Source organism: Vibrio sp. L5-1 (assembly GCF_021728315.1).
In the GTDB taxonomy this organism is placed as follows: Bacteria; Pseudomonadota; Gammaproteobacteria; order Enterobacterales; family Vibrionaceae; genus Vibrio; species Vibrio splendidus_K.
The window spans coordinates 518,252-537,502 of the sequence record NZ_JAKKCQ010000001.1; the positions used below are offsets into that span (position 1 = coordinate 518,252).

16 protein-coding genes are annotated in these 19,251 nt (G+C 43.5%); 12 read left to right on the forward strand and 4 right to left on the reverse strand.

Going from position 1 to position 19,251, the window contains the following annotated elements; translation table 11 throughout:
• Window positions 1-138: 138 nt before the first annotated feature.
• Window positions 139-1,332, reverse strand: coding sequence for a multidrug effflux MFS transporter (locus L3V35_RS02125; RefSeq protein ID WP_237298227.1), 1,194 nt, complete (start codon window positions 1,330-1,332; stop codon window positions 139-141).
• A gap of 270 nt (window positions 1,333-1,602) precedes the next feature.
• On the opposite strand from L3V35_RS02125, the gene L3V35_RS02130 reads away from it, so the two are divergent.
• The 5 genes from L3V35_RS02130 (at window position 1,603) to L3V35_RS02150 (ending at window position 6,793) form a co-directional block, all read left to right on the forward strand.
• Window positions 1,603-2,688: a PQQ-dependent sugar dehydrogenase gene (locus tag L3V35_RS02130; protein WP_237298228.1), complete on the forward strand. Its 1,086-nt coding sequence runs from the start codon at window positions 1,603-1,605 to the stop codon at window positions 2,686-2,688.
• 448 nt (window positions 2,689-3,136) lie between these two features.
• Complete coding sequence (locus L3V35_RS02135; RefSeq protein ID WP_004731543.1) at window positions 3,137-3,346, forward strand: cold-shock protein; 210 nt, start codon at window positions 3,137-3,139, stop codon at window positions 3,344-3,346.
• Between the two features lie 117 nt (window positions 3,347-3,463).
• On the forward strand, window positions 3,464-4,003 hold the full coding sequence (locus L3V35_RS02140; protein ID WP_004731545.1) for a YaeQ family protein: 540 nt from the start codon (window positions 3,464-3,466) through the stop codon (window positions 4,001-4,003).
• Window positions 3,996-4,577 (forward strand): hypothetical protein, encoded by a 582-nt coding sequence (locus tag L3V35_RS02145; protein WP_065207122.1) that lies wholly within the window; start codon window positions 3,996-3,998, stop codon window positions 4,575-4,577. Before L3V35_RS02140 ends, L3V35_RS02145 begins: the two co-directional genes overlap by 8 nt.
• Before the next feature lie 743 nt (window positions 4,578-5,320).
• A complete protein-coding gene (locus L3V35_RS02150) occupies window positions 5,321-6,793 on the forward strand; it encodes a C69 family dipeptidase (protein WP_065207121.1) in 1,473 nt (490 codons plus the stop codon).
• A gap of 65 nt (window positions 6,794-6,858) precedes the next feature.
• On the opposite strand, the gene folE is transcribed toward L3V35_RS02150, so the two are convergent.
• Window positions 6,859-7,512 carry a GTP cyclohydrolase I FolE gene (gene folE / locus L3V35_RS02155; RefSeq protein WP_004731548.1) on the reverse strand — a complete coding sequence of 218 codons (654 nt, stop codon included), beginning with the start codon at window positions 7,510-7,512 and terminating at the stop codon, window positions 6,859-6,861.
• 216 nt (window positions 7,513-7,728) lie between these two features.
• Between folE and moeA the strand changes: the two genes are divergently transcribed.
• From moeA to L3V35_RS02190, 7 genes are all read left to right on the forward strand, one after another.
• Entirely contained in the window at window positions 7,729-8,964 is a 1,236-nt protein-coding gene (gene moeA, locus L3V35_RS02160) for a molybdopterin molybdotransferase MoeA (RefSeq protein ID WP_065207120.1), read from the forward strand.
• Window positions 8,965-8,976: 12 nt separating this feature from the next.
• Window positions 8,977-9,726: a molybdopterin-synthase adenylyltransferase MoeB gene (moeB, locus tag L3V35_RS02165; RefSeq protein ID WP_065207154.1), complete on the forward strand. Its 750-nt coding sequence runs from the start codon at window positions 8,977-8,979 to the stop codon at window positions 9,724-9,726.
• Window positions 9,727-9,981: 255 nt separating this feature from the next.
• Window positions 9,982-12,117 (forward strand): LruC domain-containing protein, encoded by a 2,136-nt coding sequence (locus tag L3V35_RS02170; RefSeq protein WP_237298229.1) that lies wholly within the window; start codon window positions 9,982-9,984, stop codon window positions 12,115-12,117.
• Between the two features lie 11 nt (window positions 12,118-12,128).
• Complete coding sequence (locus L3V35_RS02175) at window positions 12,129-12,746, forward strand: hypothetical protein (protein WP_237298230.1); 618 nt, start codon at window positions 12,129-12,131, stop codon at window positions 12,744-12,746.
• A 204-nt stretch (window positions 12,747-12,950) separates the two neighbouring features.
• Complete coding sequence (locus L3V35_RS02180; RefSeq protein WP_017077526.1) at window positions 12,951-13,265, forward strand: hypothetical protein; 315 nt, start codon at window positions 12,951-12,953, stop codon at window positions 13,263-13,265.
• A 106-nt stretch (window positions 13,266-13,371) separates the two neighbouring features.
• On the forward strand, window positions 13,372-14,220 hold the full coding sequence (locus L3V35_RS02185) for a sulfurtransferase (RefSeq protein WP_237298231.1): 849 nt from the start codon (window positions 13,372-13,374) through the stop codon (window positions 14,218-14,220).
• A 394-nt stretch (window positions 14,221-14,614) separates the two neighbouring features.
• Window positions 14,615-16,906, forward strand: a complete 2,292-nt coding sequence (locus L3V35_RS02190) for an EAL domain-containing protein (RefSeq protein WP_237298232.1) — start codon at window positions 14,615-14,617, stop codon at window positions 16,904-16,906.
• A 125-nt stretch (window positions 16,907-17,031) separates the two neighbouring features.
• Here the strand turns inward: L3V35_RS02190 and L3V35_RS02195 are convergent, their stop codons facing one another.
• Window positions 17,032-18,222 (reverse strand): patatin-like phospholipase family protein, encoded by a 1,191-nt coding sequence (locus L3V35_RS02195; RefSeq protein WP_237298233.1) that lies wholly within the window; start codon window positions 18,220-18,222, stop codon window positions 17,032-17,034.
• On the reverse strand, window positions 18,212-19,246 hold the full coding sequence (locus tag L3V35_RS02200) for a DUF2955 domain-containing protein (protein WP_237298234.1): 1,035 nt from the start codon (window positions 19,244-19,246) through the stop codon (window positions 18,212-18,214). The genes L3V35_RS02195 and L3V35_RS02200 overlap by 11 nt, the downstream gene beginning before the upstream one ends.
• Window positions 19,247-19,251 lie beyond the last annotated feature (5 nt).

The window sequence follows — 19,251 nt, forward strand, 5'->3', positions numbered from 1 at the left end:
TCAGTTTAAATCTAAGCTCTAAGCTCTAAGCTCTAAGCTCTAAGCTCTAAGCTCTAAGCTCTAAGCATAATAAAGGCCATTGAAATTCATCACTTCAATGGCCTTTTCTGTTTAAATTCGCTAACTAATTCTAACTCACTAGCTAAGCTGAGAATCTCTGGCTTCTTGGCTACTAAAGCCACGCAAAATGTTAAACAGGGTAATCAATGTGAACAGCATGATGACGAGCGATAAATGCCACGCTTCTCCTAGCCCTAATTGAACTAACCCCATACTCACCATGGAAGACACCACCATCTGCCCGCCGCCAGACATCGCAGCCGCCGCGCCTGCATTCTTCTTATAAGGCAACATCACCAAGGCCTGAGCACAAGGTAACGCAATACCATTGCCAAGAATCATCAAGAACTGGCCAAGCATTAAATACAGTGGCTCAAGTGGACAAAAGAAAAGCCATAACGCCGCAGCAACATGTAATACAGGTGTGCATAACAGAGTTTTCTTGTTGCCCAGCATAGGGCGAATACGGTTACATAAGCTTGTTCCGCCCAGCATGCCTAATGCAGGAATCACCGCCCACATCGCGTATTCATCTGACGTCATACCAATCTGGTTTTGCATGATAAATGGCATCACTGATACGGTGGTGATCATCAAGCTAAAGTTAAGCCAACCGATACTCGCAAAGCTCATAAAATAACGAGAAGTAAGTAACTCTTTATATTGCGATACCATTTTCTTCGGTGAAGGGATAGCCGAAACCTGAGTGACGGTTTCCTTAAACTTGAACGCCAATACCACCCAAGCCAATGAGACATAGCCAAGTAGTGATATAAACACCATACTCCAGCCAAAGTGGAAGTTAATAAACCCACCGATAACAGGCGCGATCAAAGGTGTTATAGAGGCAACCATCGCAATATAAGACATCGCCAAAGGCAAGTCTGCGCCGTTGAATCTATCGCGCGTCGAGGCACGAGCAAGTACAGCGCAACAGCCAGTTCCTAGGCCTTGCAGAAATCGCCCCATCACCATATTGGTAAACGAGTGGCTGAAGAAAATGATCATCAATAGTCCCAGCATGGCGATTAATAATCCGCTCAGCAGTACTTTCTTGCGCCCGAGAGCATCGGAAATAGGGCCATAAATAAACTGGGAAGGCCCAAAACCTAATAGATACACGCTTACCAATAGCTGGGCTTGCTCTAGGGATACATCGAAATCTTTGGCGATCCAAGGTAGTGATGGAAACACAAGCCCCATACTGAGCTGACCGACACTGATGACCAAACACGCAAGTAAGATCGATTTAAAATCAAATCGACGACTCATCGTTTAATACGTCCGTTCGAAGAAAAAACGTGCGTATCTAACTCACAACATAAAAACAGAGAAAATAGCGGAAACGCTGCTGGCGAGTTGTTCATAATGCTCCGACTGGATCAAATAGAGAAAGGCACAGTAAACATACGTGAGCTTGTATAATCATACAATAGGCGTTCAACTAAATATGTGAATAGTCACTTTTCAGCAACCTCAGCTTTCCGCCTGCCCACGACAAGCGCTAGACTAACACTAGATGCTCATAATCAAGGGACTTCAATGAACACTCATCACCGTATTTTTTCATGTGCTTTGGCGCTGCTTGCCCTTGCTCCTACAACGTCAGCCTTTGCATGGCAGGCAGAGAAGATCACCGACGGACTCGTGATCCCTTGGGGGTTGGCTTATATCAACGACAACTCCATGCTAGTAACAGAAAAATCAGGCGTCATTAAACACATTGATTTAAAGACCGGTGATCAAAACACACTGTTCAGGCTGCCAAATGTTTGGGCGAAAGGCCAAGGTGGATTATTGGATATCGCACTCTCTCCTTTTGAAAGCGGAAGGTTCTACGTCACTTATAGTAAAGAGGTCGATGGTGAAGGTGTAACGACACTGGCTTCTGCTAATTACAGTAATAATGAAATCACTAATTGGACAGACGTGTTTGTGTCGAAATCCAGAACGGACACAGGGCGTCACTTTGGTAGCCGTATCACCTTTGATGAGAGCCTCCTGTATTTTTCAATCGGCGATCGTGGTGACAGGGACAACGGCCAAGACACCATGACTCATGCTGGCTCAATATTGCGATTAAATGCCGATGGAAGCACGCCAAGCGATAACCCATTCACTGACAACAACAAGGTACTCAATGAGATTTGGAGCTATGGCCATCGTAATCCACAAGGGTTGTTCTATGATGCCCCGACTCAAAAGCTTTGGTCGATTGAACACGGCCCGCGCGGTGGTGATGAAATCAACCTAATAAAAGCAGGCGCCAACTATGGATGGCCAGTCACATCGCACGGAAAAGAGTATTGGGGCCCAATTAGCGTTGGCGAGTCTAAAACCAAAGATGGTATTGAAGCGCCTAAAAAAGTCTACATTCCTTCAATCGCTCCGGGGAGCTTGATTGTTTACCAAGGCGATAAATACCCAGAGTTAAAAGGAAAGCTGCTGGCTGGCGCTCTTAAGCTTACTCACATTAATATTGTGACAGTCAATGAACAAGGTGAGGCAATCAAGGAAGAGCGTATTTTAGAAGACTTAGGCGAAAGGATAAGAGACATCGAAACTTCACCAAGCGGCGACATCTTTTTCAGTACCGATAATGGCAACCTGTACCGCTTGAAAAAGTAGTCTAGTTCTCGTTCAAGTAAAGACATTTTCCTTATAACGACAGTGATAAATATAAGCCGTTAAAAGTGGGCTCAACACCCAGTTACCGGCTTCTAATTTGCAAAAAGAAATGCGCTAAAACAGTGCATTCACTCCAAATTCGTCATCAATTTCGACCACCATTTTCACAAAAATGACAACAAATCACCATATAACTGTAACTCCATGATATTTAAGGAATGCAAAGTTTGACTACCCCCAAGTTTCTGCAACCTTTCACTATGGATTCGATTGACTATCCCCTGATTTGATTTAGACTTCATCTCGGCTAGAAAGAAAGTTCTTTGTATATAAACATTTCGTTGGATTACTAGTAACCCCGTTGTGTTGTACGCAATAGCAATAAACTTTTCCACGCTATCAGTGCCACAATTGGCTCATAATAAAAATTTAATTTTAGGATATCATCATGTCTAACACAGTTACTGGTAAAGTAAAATGGTTCAACGAAACTAAAGGCTTCGGCTTCATCGAGCAAGAAAACGGCCCAGACGTATTCGCACATTTCTCTGCAATCACAGGCGACGGTTTCAAAACTCTTGCTGAAGGCCAACAAGTTGAGTTCACTGTATCTCAAGGTCAAAAAGGCCCTCAAGCTGACAGCATCAAAGTACTTTAATTTAGTATTTTAAAGCTTTCTAAAAATAGCCAGCCTCTGCTGGCTATTTTTTTACCCGCTATTCAGAGATTTAAGGTAATATTCCCCCTCACTATTTCTACCTAAGACACCCTATCAATGGCTCTTAAACCGACAATCTATAAGTTTCGTATCTCTTTAACCGATATGAATCGCGACTATTACGACTCTTTTAATCTAACGGTTGCACAACACCCTTCTGAAACAGAACAGCGCATGATGGCTCGTATCATTGCTTTCTGTATCAATGCATCTCCTGAACTTGAGTTCACTAAAGGGTTGTCTAGCATTGAAGAACCCGATTTATGGCAGAAGTCGTTAGATGACCAAATCTTAGAGTGGATTGATGTTGGCGAACCCGATCCAGAACGCGTTAAGAAAGCGACTCGCTTATCTAAGTCTGTGAGCGTGTTCAGCTTCAACACTAAATCGAATGTTTGGTGGGAACAGAACAAAGGTAAATTCGGTTACCTGAAAGCTCAGATCGTTCGTCTAGACAACGATGGTATTGAGCAGCTAGCGGCGATGACACAACGTACGATGGATCTTTCAGTGATGCTGTCGGGTAACTCTGCGTTCGTAAACAGCGACACTCAATCTGCAGAAGTAACGTGGGAAGAGCTACAGAGTAATGACTGAGATCCAAACTCAGACTGAACCTCAGCGCCAAACTAAGCTCGAAGCGTGTTTGCAGCTCGCAGGTCTCGATTCAGTCAAAGCGCTGACGACGGGCTATGAAAAAGAGTTAAAGTCATTTATTGATGACAACCATGCTCTGTTTAAGCATGCTTGCGAGAACAAGCCTGATAACTCTGCACGCCAGACGTTGCTTGGCCTGTTAACCAAAGTACATATCGATGCAAGCTATCGCTTTGAAAGCAATAAAGAAGCGAATGAGGCGATGCAAAATGTATTCGATAATACAGTGGGCACTGAGTACAGCGACAAGTTTCAAAACTCTAACGCCCAGCAGTTAAAATTAGTGACGCATTTGTGGTTGTTCATTCAAGGACGACTAGGAATGGATTACAGCCTTGCCAATGATCATGCTGCTGTAGCCGCTACGCTGTTGTCTCGCATATCGAGAAGCAGTGATGATGAGATTCGCGTTGAGTTTATGGCCAGTTTTTATGATGGTTTGAACCTCTATCAAGCTGAGAATAAGCCGTCCGGTTTTGTTCACCACTTTAAGCGTTTGTTTAATCTTACTTAAGCATTCCACCAGCGGCTGTACCCAAATTTGCGCTTTATAGATTCTGTAGAGCGCATCTAATTTCCGTTCCAACCAACCCACATCAAAAATGCAGATTCCCTATTACGCTCGTTCCTCACTTTAGGGAATGACAAAAGTTAACGAGTCTCTCATTCTGCAAGATCAGCAGCGTTTTTCTCTAAAAAGCTGTCGATATAATACACGCTGAACCCCTACCCTCGTATTTTACCTCACTCGCCGTCATCCCCGAGAAGGAGGAACGACTGAGTCGGGGATCTCATACCAAGTCAGAAAGCATACAGATAAACACATTCCCTACTCGCTCGTTCCTCGCTTTAGAGAATGACGACATTCGCAGTCATTGCCGTTAACTTCATTACAAGTACAAAAAAGCCCCCACAAGATCCTGCGCTTCAGCATCGTTGTTTATCCGATTGCAATCCAAAAACCATACGTTAGAAACGAACAAAGTTTTGTTGTGATAATGATACTTCCCATAAAACGACGAATTCAAGCTACGTATATGGCAAGGTTATTTTACAAATGTAACTTATCAATTTATTCAAAAAGTGCATATTTTTCAGATAATTATTCTCAAATGGAAATGATCATTTATGTGACGAGCGGAAGCATTTTTTCCTATGATGATAAGTACACTGACTTTTATAAAATGATAATAAAAAACCTGCAAATACAACTAACGTTAACTTTAAATTATCTTGTTTTATAAGCGGAGAATTAAAATGAAAATATGGTCTGTATCCTTTCTTGCAACTGCAGTAGCTGTCGCTCTAAGCAGTAATGCGATAGCTTGTACTGGGCTTATTGTTGGCAAAGGAGCCTCGAGCGACGGTAGCATTATGATTGCTCGTAATGAAGATTTTGGCATTAACAACTGGAACAAATACCTAAAGTTTCGACCTGCGCAAGATAACCAAGAAGGTGACTGGCAGTTAGGTAACGGATTAATTGTTCCAATGCCAAAACACTTCTTTGCTTACTCTGCGATACCAGACTGGGATGCGGATACCGTTAATCGCGATGGAAAGTTCTATGAAGAACGTGGGATTAATGAACACAACGTTGCCATTTCAGCAACAACCAGCGCAGAAATAAACGACAAAGTCGCCAAGGTAGATCCTTTAATCGACAATGGCGTAATCGAAGCCATTATACCTACGCTAATCCTTCCTCAGGCAGAAAACGCAAAACAAGCCGTAGAGTTACTCGGTCATTACATCGAAACCTATGGTGCTGGTGAAGGTAACAGTCTCTATATTGCAGACACCAATGAGGCGTGGTTATTTGAAATTGGTTCAGGTCACCATTGGATTGCTGTAAAAGTGCCAGATGACAGTTACGCCATGATTGCAAATGGCTTGCGTGTACATGATGTGAACTTGGCAAACAAAGAGGTACTGCATTCAAAAGATATATTCGAGTTTGTAGAACAGCACAAACTGCTTGATAACGCAGATAAAAAATCTTTCAATTTTGCTAAAGCATTCGGAGTTATTGGTGATGAGTATAATATCGATCGTGAATGGCTAGGCCAAAAAATGCTGACACCTTCGCTGCATCAACAAAGTCGCATGACGCAATACCCTTTGTTTATGAAACCAGATACAAAAATCTCAGTTGAAGATGTGGCGGAAGTACTTAGCGCGACTTATAAAGACACGGTTTTGGAAGGAAAATCGAAACGACCAATTAGAGTTGAGCGTCAACTAGAGTCGCATATTATTCAGCTTCGCCCTGAGATGCCAGAAGAGCTTCAAGGTATTATTTGGCAAAGCTTCGGCGTGTTACCAGAATCTGTGTTAGTGCCGTTATACTCAACCCTACAAGATTACCCCAAAGCGTACCAAGTAGGCGATGATAACTACAGCGATGACTCTGCTTATTGGCAGTTCCGTAGCTTAACCGCCCTCGCTTCTGCAAATCCAGACAAGTATTTACCAGTACTAAAAGCAACTTGGGACAAAGAAGAAACTCAACTATACAAGCAGGTCGCACACTTAGATAAAACGTTAACAGACATGTATAAAGTAGATAAACAAGCGGCTCTGAACATGGCTGCCGACTACTCATACGGACAGCTTATGCGTACATTGGATATGGCAACTGAGCTTAGATATAAAATGATTACAGATTTGACTAAAAGCACAGAGAAGAAATACTCAGAGGAAGAATTTAAGAAAATAGTCAATCTGTAGGTTTATGAAGCAACCAATAAAAACGGAGCATAATGCTCCGTTTTTTGTTCTTAATAGGTTTAGTTCTAACGCAGGCCGTGTAAGAACTCATGGCGCGTTGCTGGGTTTGACCTAAAAATACCACCCAGTGCAGTTGTTGTCGTTTCGCTGGTTGCGTCCATAACACCACGAGATTTTACGCAGTAATGAACCGCATCCATAGTTACAGCAACATCATCCGTTTCTAGTAGCGTTTGTAATGCAACAAGAATTTGCTGTGTCATGCGCTCTTGAACTTGTGGACGCTGAGCAAAGAAACGAACGATTCGGTTGATCTTCGAAAGACCAATGATCTTACCTTGAGGAATGTAAGCTACTGCGGTTTTACCATCAATGGTGACTAAGTGATGCTCACATGTGCTGGTTACGGTAATGTCTTTTACTCGTACCATCTCACGAACACCCATCTTGTTTTCGATCACGGTGATTTTAGGGAAATTGGCGTAATCCAAACCAGAGAAAATCTCATCCACATACATTTTCGCAATACGTTGTGGTGTTTCTTCCAGACTGTCATCTGCAAGATCAAGTTCAAGGAGAGTGAGAATCTCACGCATATGGTGTTCGATTCGTTCCTTTTTCTCTTCTCGGCTAACCTGGTTAGGACGCATTGGTGTCTCTAATCCGCGGCTTGCTAGCGCATCTTTAACCAACTTCGCTGATTCGCTAAGACCTGACATTGAACTTCCTCTTTTATTGCCCCTTCTGGATGGCAAACAAGGATACTCGGAATTTTGAATAAATACACCCATATTTTAAGGGAGGTCATTATTTACGGGGCTTAAACTATGCTAAAGTGGCTGCAATTTCGTTGGCGAACAACCGTGATTTGATAATTATTAACCCACTATTGCCAACCACTAAATCAAAATAATAACGACCAAAGGATTTCAATTATGGGCTGTTGCGACGCTCCGGGCTTAATGCCAATTGAAGAAGCACTAGATAAGCTGCTATCACCAATCAAACCAATTCAAACGACTTTATCTCTACCTCTTGCTGAAGCATTAGGTTATGTCCTTGCTGAAGATATTCTTTCCCCTATTTTCGTACCTCCTTTTGATAACTCAGCAATGGATGGCTATGCACTGCGCTTAGCAGATCTAGAAAACGGTAGGGTACTACCATTAGCAGGCAAATCTTTTGCAGGCCAACCGTTCGAAGGTGAATGGCCAAGCAATACCTGTATTCGCATTATGACTGGCGCAAAGATCCCGGAAGGTTGTGACGCCGTCATCATGCAAGAAAACACGGCCGAAACTGAGGCTGGTATTGAGATTCAACAAGACAACATAAAGCTGAACAATAACATTCGCCCTACTGGTGACGACATCAAACAAGGCGATATCGTTCTTAGCCGCGGTGAGCGTTTAACACCTCGTGACATTCCAATGATTGCTTCACTGGGTGTGAGCCACGTGACAGTGTTACATAAGCCTAAAGTCGCTTTCTTCTCTACTGGCGATGAACTAAAACCATTAGGCCAACCTCTTGAAGACGGTCAGATCTACGACAGTAACCGTTACGGTATTAAACCATTAATCGAAGCCTTTGGTTGTGAAGCTATCGACTTGGGTATCATCCCAGATTGTCCTGCAACGCTTAAAGAAACCTTCGAAAAAGCACAGCAAATAGCAGATGTAGTTGTGACTTCTGGTGGCGTGAGTGTTGGTGAGGCGGATTACACCAAAGACATTTTGGAAGAGATCGGCCAAATCGGCTTCTGGAAACTGGCAATCAAACCGGGCAAACCGTTCGCATTCGGTGAATTAGATAACGCGTGGTTCTGTGGCTTACCGGGTAACCCAGTGTCGGCAATGATGACCATGTATGTTTTGGTTCAACCTATGCTGGCTAAACTTTCAGGTCACACCGCATGGACGGCACCAGAGTCGATCCCTGCTATTACTAAATCTGCATTCAAAAAAGGCCCAGGTCGTACTGATTACCAACGTGGTATTTACTCGATTGAAAACGGTCAATTTGTTGTAGAAACAACAGGCAACCAAAGTTCAGGCGCTTTCCGCTCAATGAGCTTAGCAAACTGCTTTGTGGTTCTAGAGCGTGAACGTGGCCGTGTTGAAGTCGGTGAAACGGTTCAGATTCAACTGTTTAACTCAACGCTTTACTAACGAGGCTTGATGATGGAAATACTGTCCGATGCTGAGATGCTTCGCTACAACCGTCAAATCATTCTAAAACAGTTTGATTTTGAAGGCCAAGAAGCGCTGAAACAGAGCTCAATCTTGGTACTGGGTGCCGGCGGCTTGGGTTGCGCCTCTGCTCAATACCTAGCGACTGCCGGTATTGGTAAGCTGACACTGATCGACGATGATGTTGTCGAACTTTCAAATTTACAGCGACAAGTGCTTCACACCGATGCAGACATTGGTAAGAAGAAGGTCAACTCAGCCGCAGAATCATTACAGGCACTGAACCCTCACCTGACGATTGAAACTGTTGATCACAGGCTTGATGATCAAGCACTTGGCAAGTTGATTGAAACACACTCGCTTGTTCTTGATGCCAGTGACAACGTTGAAACGCGCAATCAACTCAACCGCTTGTGTTACGCCTCTAAAACGCCACTCGTATCAGGTGCAGCGATTCGCATGGAAGGTCAGATCAGTGTATTCACTTATCAAGATGCTGAAGCACCATGCTACCAGTGCTTAAGTGCCCTATTTGGCAACGCTGCTCTAAGCTGTGTTGAAGCTGGTGTGATGGCGCCTGTTGTTGGCATGGTGGGCGCGGCTCAAGCTTTGGAAGCTATCAAGGTTATTGCCAAGTTTGGACAACCAAAGCAAGGCAAGCTTTTGATTCTTGATGCCATGTCGCACAGTTGGCGTGAAATGAATTTAATGAAGATGCCTAATTGTTCAGTGTGTGGATAAACTAAATCATATCCCCTCTTATCGAAAACCTAAGCCTTGACTTTATGTCAGGGCTTTTTTAGGTCTCTACATCAGCTTCTCAAATCGCTTTATCAATTTGAAAGACTTTATGAAAGATTAGTTTCATTTGAGTTCTCATTTTGAGAATACAATAAAAACCCCAAGACCATAAAATATAAGCAATAAAAATCAACAACTTAAAATTGGCACGTAACTTGTAAAAGTATTTAGACCTTCCATGACAAGGATGTAAATATGAGAATTACAACGTTAAGTTTGCTATTAAGCGCGCCATTGGTCGCCAACGCAGCGCCCTTCGATACATGCCCGAGTAAGGCTTACCTCTTTCAATCGACCCCAGTTCAAGTTTGGGGGGTTAACCTAGTGACCGGCTCAACAACTCTGCTAGAAGACAACACGGGAATGAGCGCTAACATCAATGGTGTCGGTTTCGACTTTCAAGACAGATATATTTATGGCTATGACACAACCAACAAACGCTTGGTGCGCCTTGGCCAGGATTTCCAAGCTGAAGTCATCAATACCAGTGGCTTACCCACCGAACACACCTTTTATGTAGGTGACGTATATGATCACGTTTACTACTTATACCGTACAGGAAAAGGGCTATTCACCGTTGACCTATCTCCTTTAGATTCCGACCCAAACGTGACTGTTACGGTTAACAAAATTGTAGGCAGCCCAGCAACTGTAAAACTGACCGATTTTGCTTTCCACCCAAGTGATGGCTCTTTATATGGTATTGATAACAACTCGGGTGGCCTGTACAGCTTCAACCCCACTACAGGCGCAGAAACCTACATTGGTGACACCGGAGAAACAGGTACATTCGGCGCAGGTTATTTCGATGTAAACGGCTACTACTACGTATCTCGAAATCAAGACGGCAAGATTTACCGAATCAACTTATCTCCTGACAACGCGACCAATATCGCTGCTGGGATTGTTCCGGCGGTTGAATTTGTATCGAATGGCCCAGCTTCTGGTCAAAACGATGGTGCTCGTTGTGCTAATGCACCTGTTGTTGATGAAGACTCAAACATCGACTTCGGTGATGCTCCAGACAGCTACCTAACGTTACTGGCGAGCAATGGCCCTCGACATGAACTCGATGGCATCACATGGTTAGGTACAACACCTCCAGATGCGGATTTGGATGGTTATGTCACACCACAATCAGACGAAACCGTTGGAGTGGATGATGAATGGGCAAACGGAGGTATCGGTTTTGTAACCGCACTTGAAGCCGGATTTGATTCAAAAGTTGTGATTGAAGCTTCAACAACCGGTTACCTTTCAGCTTGGATCGACTGGAACCAAGATGGCAGCTTCGATGGTGCCAACGAACAGGTGTTTACAGATTACGCGCTCGATGCTGGTGAAAACGATCTGTTCCTTAATGTTGATATCAACGCACTAACGGGGACGACTTGGGCTCGCTTTAGATTCAGCCAACAAACCAACCTGAGCTACTTTGGTGGTTCTACATCTGGTGAGGTGGTCGATATTCAAGTCGATGTTCTTAATGACGGTGCCACAGCCCGTTACTTCCCAAGTGCTTCTGGTTACGCAACCTTGGCGTATGAAGACAACTGGCCTTATAAAGCCGACTACGATATGAATGATGCCGTGATTATGTATCGAATCACAGAAATCTTAAAAGACGGAAAAGTCGTGAAATCCACCATCGATGGTCGCCTAGCTGCGGTTGGCGCAACCTATAGAAATGGCTTCGCCGTTCGCTTACCAAACCTTGCACCAAGCTCGGTAGACAGTGGTAACTCTTACATGAAACACAATGGTGTCTTTACTGACTTAGACATGGAAGACGGACGCAGCGAGGCTATCTTTGTTGCCGCCGATGATTTGACGTCTAAAACAGAAACATCATGTACTTTCTATCGAACCAGTAACTCATGCAAAGACAACGAACAGTTTTCTTTCCAAATAGGTATCAGCTTATCTGGCGATGGAATCAGTACTGATACATGGACCGATATGCCTTACGACCCGTTCATTTTTGCAACGCCTGGGTATTATCACGGTGAAAACCTACCTCTACATCCAGGGCGCAGCTGGGAGGTTCACTTGCCAGACCAAGCTCCAACCGAGGCATTTGATACCACTAACCTCTTTGAAGCTGGATTAGGCGTCGATGACAGTAATCCATCAACAGGTAAATACTTCAAAACAGCAGAAAACCACCCTTGGGCTCTCATAGTAACTTCGGATGACGAATGGGAGTGGCCTCTAGAGTACGTCGATATTGTTACCGCTTACCCAGAGTTTAAAGAATACGCAGAATCCGGCGGTGACACGAACCAAACATGGTACCAATCACCTGCAGACAACCAACGTTACGAACCATAAGGAGAGACGTTATGACTATTCACACTAAACAATATCGAGACAATCATTGCGTTGATTCAAGCCGCAATCTCTCTGAGGAAGAACGTATGTCTGTACAAAGCACTTGGAACATGAAGAAGTCACTAGCCGTTATTTTAGCTACAGCTCCATTGGTATTAGCCGGTTGTGGGGGCGGTGGTGGGGGCGGCGGAAGTGCATCTACTCCATCGCCATCGACACCCTCGACACCTGCAACCCCGTCGACTCCGGTAACAGCAACACCATCGCCGTCTCCCGTGACAGGTGCGGTAGCAGCGCAAAGCTATACGATGAGTGATTTAGTGGTACCTGACGGCTTTGACTACAGCTCTGTTGACCAGTTTGATCTCGACATCGACATCAGCAGCATTTCGACAGACCGTTCTTTTGTGACCGTTTATAGCCGATTTAGTACAAGAGATGACTCAACCTTGAAGCCGGATTACTCCAGTAAAGTCATTGCAGGTCCATTAGATAATGGTGTGTTCGCCTCCAACTTTGCAGCACCGGTAAACCATGAAGTACTCCTGATAGAGATTTGGTTCTACGATGGTCAGCCTCCATTACAACAAGTGGTTTCCAGCGGCGATTCTCAGATTGTCTGGCAGTAAATCGTTAACAACAGCTAACTTGTCGTCAGCGAGGTCTATGACGAAACAGATTCAAAATTGATTCTTGTAGGTAGAAAGTGAGCAGAAATGCTCACTTTTTTGTTTTCGCCGAAGTGCGGTTAATTCAGATTTCTTAGCCAGTAACATTCACTTTACCGCCAATCTCACTTATATTTTCAATATAACCTTCAAAGACTTACTCTCATGAAACAGTTAAAAATAGGTCTATTTATATTGATGTGCGGTGTGGGGGTGCTATTGGCCCTCTCCTATTTCCCGCTAACATCTGAGACGGGACAACGCATTCAAGCCAAAGTAATTTCGAACACGCTAACCCAATCCTTAGATGGACACAGGCGTTATCTTACGGTTCAGACAAAAGATAATGACGTATTTCGCGTCTCTATTGCTCCAACCACAGACTGCCCTATTGATTCTGTGGTCGCGCTTGATACATTAAACAATCAAATAACCGGACAAAGCAGTTATCAGTTCATCCACTGTCGAGCTGCACAGTAACGGGCTATACAACAACGGTATTCGTAAAAACGACAGTAATCTCTCTAACACGGTATTCGCTAAAACAGCAGTAATCGCTATAACAACAAGAATGGATATAACAATAATGAATCAGCCACTCATCTCACCAGAACAACTTCAACAACGTTTGCTAGAAAAAGACAACATCATCCTCCTCGACGCCAGTATCGAATTTCAGATTCCAAGTGAGTCAGAAAAGATCAAAGGACAAATGATTCCTGGGGCTATTTGTTTTGACTACGACAAAGACTTTTGTAATAAGCACACTCTGCTTCCTCACATGTTCCCGAGCGAAAAACACTTCAACATACGTGCACAAGAAATTGGCATCAATCAAGACAGTACGATTGTGGTTTACGATAACGCCGGAACCTTCGCTTCGCCCCGTGCGTGGTGGATGTTTATGGCAATGGGACACAACGACGTATACATCTTAGATGGTGGTTTACCAGCGTGGATCAAAGCCGGTTACGCGACAGAGACTGACTATCGAACCGAAGTGAAAACGGGCAACTTTGAAGGCAATATTCAAGACAACTATTTTGTAACTGCTCATCAGATTGAAAGTTACTCAACTGACAAGAGCGCAAACATTGTAGATGCGCGTTCTCAAGCTCGCTTCGATTCAGAAGTTCCTGAACCACGTGAAGGTTTACGCAGTGGCCACATCCCAAACTCAGTTTGCTTACCGTTCGCTCAGGTATTAAATGATGGCAAATTAAGAACTCAACAAGAGTTAATTGAGATATTTTCCACCATAGAGATCGCCCCTTCTCAACCTATGTTCTTTAGCTGTGGCTCTGGAGTAACAGCCTGCATCATATTATTGGCCGCTAAACTCGCTGGCTATACAGGTGAAATGGGCGTTTACGATGGCTCATGGACTGAGTGGGGCGCTAACGACAAACTCCCTATCGCCGTGACTAAAAAGTAATTCAACTTCGCTCAGTGCTACTGTTAATCTTACTGCTAGAACATACTACGTGCGCATAAGAAGCTTATTCACCGTGAGAATAAAACCTCATGGAGTAAGCTTTTTACTATGTAGCTAACGGCTACCTCCGCTTGAAGCCAGAGCTCGATTAGCGTTACTGCTATAAACGACGACTGTTTGCTAACTATAAACTGTGATTAACCATGGGTTATTCGTCATCAAAATTCTGAATACTAATATTTCGCTCAAGAATCTCTGCTCGTAGTCGTTACACTATTTAATCATTAATACTTTCATTATTGATATTTGTATCCTTCGTTGCATGAATCACGCTGACAATCCACTAGTTTGTCACTTGCTCTCTGTTTAAGTAGTAATTAACAAAAGGCATCTCATGGCTCTATTTAAGAAAAATATCTGGTCGCTGTATGTTCTGATCGTACTGCTTACCCTGATACTTTTCGCTGTGTTGGGCGTAAGCAAGTGGCAAGCAAACAGAGACGATTTCACGGAGCAACAGCACATTCAGGTAGAACTTTTTTCTAGCTCTGTTAGCTCGCTGATGACCAGCCAAGAAGCACTACTTGAAGTTGTTGGGCACCAGTTAGCCCAACAATCTGACTTTACTCGCACGGCTTCTATCCAGATTCGACCAATATTAGATAAGCTACTTGATACTCACCCCGCGATAGCCGCATTTGGGTTACTTAATCCTGAAGGTGATTACCTTGCAATTAGCTCAAACTTACAGCTGTCCGATCAGCATAATTTGCTTAACGACTCATACACCAGAGATTCATTTCTCGAGGCCATGTCTAGCGAAAAAATGGTGTTGGGACGTACCTATTTCCAGGACTCACTTAACAGCCTAGTAATTCCGCTAAGAAAGTCGATTTCAATCGATGGCAAGCACGTCGATGCAGTCATGACTGCGGGTTTGCGTTTGGACAGTACGATCGTATTTGAAAGCAACGCACACGCAGGTAGCTACAACACGTTAACCTTGCTTAGAACAGACAACTATCGTCAGTTCTTTTCTAGCGACATCGAATCTCTTGACGCCTATTTGAAACCTGTTGCTCACGACCTGATGAAGCGCATTACCAAAAATTTTTTAGAACAAGTGAATGTCAGTGTCAAAGAAGCAAAAACAGGTAAAGACACGTACTCTTTCAGTATCAGTGACGACACATATCACTCGCTCGTTAGCGCTAAATACATTCCAGACTACAAGCTTTGGGTGGTCGGCCGTACAGACCTATCGCACGTCGATGGCATATTCGTAAAAGAGTTTGGCATTCTTTTTGTTGCCTTTATTTTTCTTCAATTTGGTTTCTACTTTTTAGTAAAATCGATTGCCAAGAACGAACAACGCACTCGAAGCCAACTCATCTACCAAGCGAATCATGACCCGTTAACCTCTCTACCCAACCGTTTATACATGCGTAGAAACATTGGTAAATGGATTGAAGATGAGTCAGAGCCGTTCTCACTATTGTTTATCGATATCGATAACTTTAAATGCGTCAACGATACCCACGGGCACGACTTCGGTGACAAGGTGCTCAAGCAAATCGCTTTACGTTTGATGAGATTCCGCTCTCGAGTCAGCCTATTGGTGCGCGAATCCAGTGATGAGTTTTTATTCTTAACGCCTTTATCGAATGAAGTAGAAATTAAACGACTCGCCAAGCGAATTATTGAAGTGCTGTCTCAACCTTATGAAGTCGAAAGTGCGCAGTTCTTGTTAGGTTGCAGCATCGGCGTAGCGCGTTTTCCTGAACACGGAAAAGATTTAGATAGCCTGTTACGCTCTGCCGACATTTCCATGTACAAAGCGAAGCAGCAGCAAAACTCGTACAGTATTTTTACAACGGAAATGCAAGACGCCCACCTCTACAAAATGAAAGTAGAACAGAGGCTACGTATCGCGATCGAGAAACAAACTCTGTTCATGGTTTTCCAACCACTGGTCCGCGCTGATGAAAGTATTCACGGTGTAGAAGCACTCGTTCGCTGGATTGATGACGAGCTGGGTTTCGTTCCGCCAGATGTCTTTATACCGGTGGCTGAAAACACTGGCTTAATGCAAAAGCTCGGCACTTTTATTATTGAGTCCAGCATTATGCAGATCGCCCATTTGCACCGAACGACGGAACAGAAAATCGGGCTTTCGATCAACATATCTGTTCGACAGTTTTCTCACCGATCTTTCTCTGAGCATTTATTTACAACGCTGGAGAGGTACCAGCTCTCCGCAAGCTGTCTAACATTAGAGATCACTGAAAGCCTGTTCATTGAAGACGTAGACATAGTAAAACCTATTTTTGAAGCCTTACACGAAAAGAATATTAAAATATCTTTAGATGACTTCGGTACAGGCTATTCATCACTAAGCATGTTAAAAGCACTCCCTATCGATGAACTTAAAATCGATAAGAGCTTTATTGAGAACATTGCAGTCGATCAACAGTCTCTTACCATGGTTCAAAACATCATCGCGATAGGTAAGAATTTCGGCATGGTGGTATTGGCTGAAGGCGTAGAATCGAACGAGCACTTCGCGATTCTAAAGGCATGTGGATGTGACTTAATGCAAGGTTATTACTTCTCTCGTCCTATTCCTTACGGTGAGTTGTACGAATTTTTATCTCCAGCTTCAGTCAAGGAAGTCGAACTGGCATAAACCGCAAGTTAACCAATAGCACCACTATTTCTACCCCTGGCTATTGCGACCTCAGAGTCTAATGAACCAAGAAAGTGAATTTACTGCCATGCCCCCTCAAAAGCATGGAGGTATTCAAATCTAACTCAACCTGGATCCGGTAAGTTTCGACGCCATAAGTCACTATCTAGCGTTTTTTGATACCCATAGTCATACAATTTCTGCACATACTCTAAACTGAATGAACTTAGATCATCCTTCGAAAAATCATCATCGATATAGGCAAGATTAAAACCAATTTGGTTACGCTCACTGTAGTTATAAATATGCTCTATATCACCGATACTTTGACGACGAATCAATATTGATAACGCACGATAAGAAACTGATGTTAAGCCATTATCTATCTCTTCAAACTCAGGTTTAAGAAAACCATTACGTATAACGTAAATGTTCTTTTCTATATTTTTGGGAACAAAGGTTTTTGGGAAACCCTGTGGAATAAGAAAGACTTGCCTTGAAACACCTCCATCCACATGCAATTCGTCGACCGTTGCCCCTCGATATGGCAATGTAATTCGAGTGGCGGGGAATAGCCCAGGAACTGCACTGCTCGCAATAATGATATCTTGTATCAACTGTTGGGCTTGAGGCGTTCCGATCTGGGCAATTTTTCCAACGTCCCAAATCGCCATTTTTTCATTGTCTAAGCTTGTTGTCGCGATAAGTAATATCCGCCCTTTGCTTCTCTCAACAGCAAGTTGATTGACCATTATAGCGTCGACAGCATCACGGACTTTGAATTCAAAACCACTAACATCCACCATTGAATTTCGAAAAGGTAACTGAAAAATTGAATTACGTTTAAACATTTCATCGGCTGTCGTTCGCGTATAGTAACCCTTCAGTTTTTGATCGTATTCACTGCCTAAAAATGCAAATATCGACACAATCGCACCCGTTGATACACCTGTAACAACATCAAATTCGGGTCGAGTTCCACTTTCACTCCATGCGTTCAAAACGCCCGCGGAGAAAGCCCCATTAAACCCACCCCCTGACAGCGCAAGATGGTTTACCTGCCCGGACTTATTACTGTGTTCAACAAGAGATTCTATAGCGTGACTAAAGTCGTAATTATCAGTCGAGATAACGGACTCATCCCAAAACCTCAAACCCGGCGTGTCTAAGGGGTTTAACTGCTCGGAATTTAATAAGACGTTACGTTCAGGTGTATAGGCACAACCCGATACCAACAACACAAATATTACGATCATGAACAACACAGGTTTTGGTGTCATCAATGCTGTGTCTCTTTCAGACGGCTTATACAGCACGATTTACCACCTTATACTCTAGTATTTTCTGCATCAATAAGATAAATAGAGCGCTGATCACTACTGCGATAAAAATTGAGCTAAATCGATATAAAATGGAGAAAAAAGCATCTTGTTCACCGGGAATCAGCACGGTTGTCAACGGCACTGTTAACGAAGCCATTGCAGAAGATGCTAAGGCCGATTTGAGCTTGCCTTGTGTGTGCCAATAGCAAAATGGCCCCATAGCAATCGTGAACAATAACCAATATAAAAATGCATTTTCGTACCATTGCCCCAAGGTTAACTGTACCGCCAAACCTGCAGCACACCCAGCAGCAGTGCCAATCACTCTCACTTTGGCCATATCGACCGCGCCAGCACAAGTTAAAGGAGCTAAAATCACCAATATTGATGCGTAAGCCGCTGATGAGTCATACAGATCGACGACTTGAAAAACGATGAAAGACAACATCACGACAACCCAAATCAACATAATTTGCGTAGCGTCATACTCAATAGGAAGTTCTGCTTCACCTTTCAGATTCTCAGCGGATTGCTGTTGTTGATCTTGGCGTTGCTGATATTGCAGCTCACAAATCGGTTCAGGAAAGAGCCAATACGCTATTGAACAGATAACAATATTCAATAAGCAATAAACCCCAATGGTAATAGAGATCTGCTCGACATCGATAAAGTCATAGCTACTTAGATGCAGTAATATAGAGACAACAATTAAGCCCATATAACCGACGACAAAGGTCTGCTTTTTTGTCATGGCGATACATTTAAACAAGAACATCACGGCCACAGCAGTCAGTAAAATAAGGGGATAGCTACCTAAGACTCCCCACAACACATTGGCCTGAATGATTGACCAAATAGCACTGACGAAAATGATCAGTAACAATGGCAAGTTCAAGCTATCGCTGATACTAAGGACAAAAAGAGGCAGCAAAATTGCCAAGAAACCCAGCTCCCAACCCATGGCCATACTAACAGCCAGACCAAAAGAACAACCAAACCATATTCGAAGTGTCTTCATCGCAA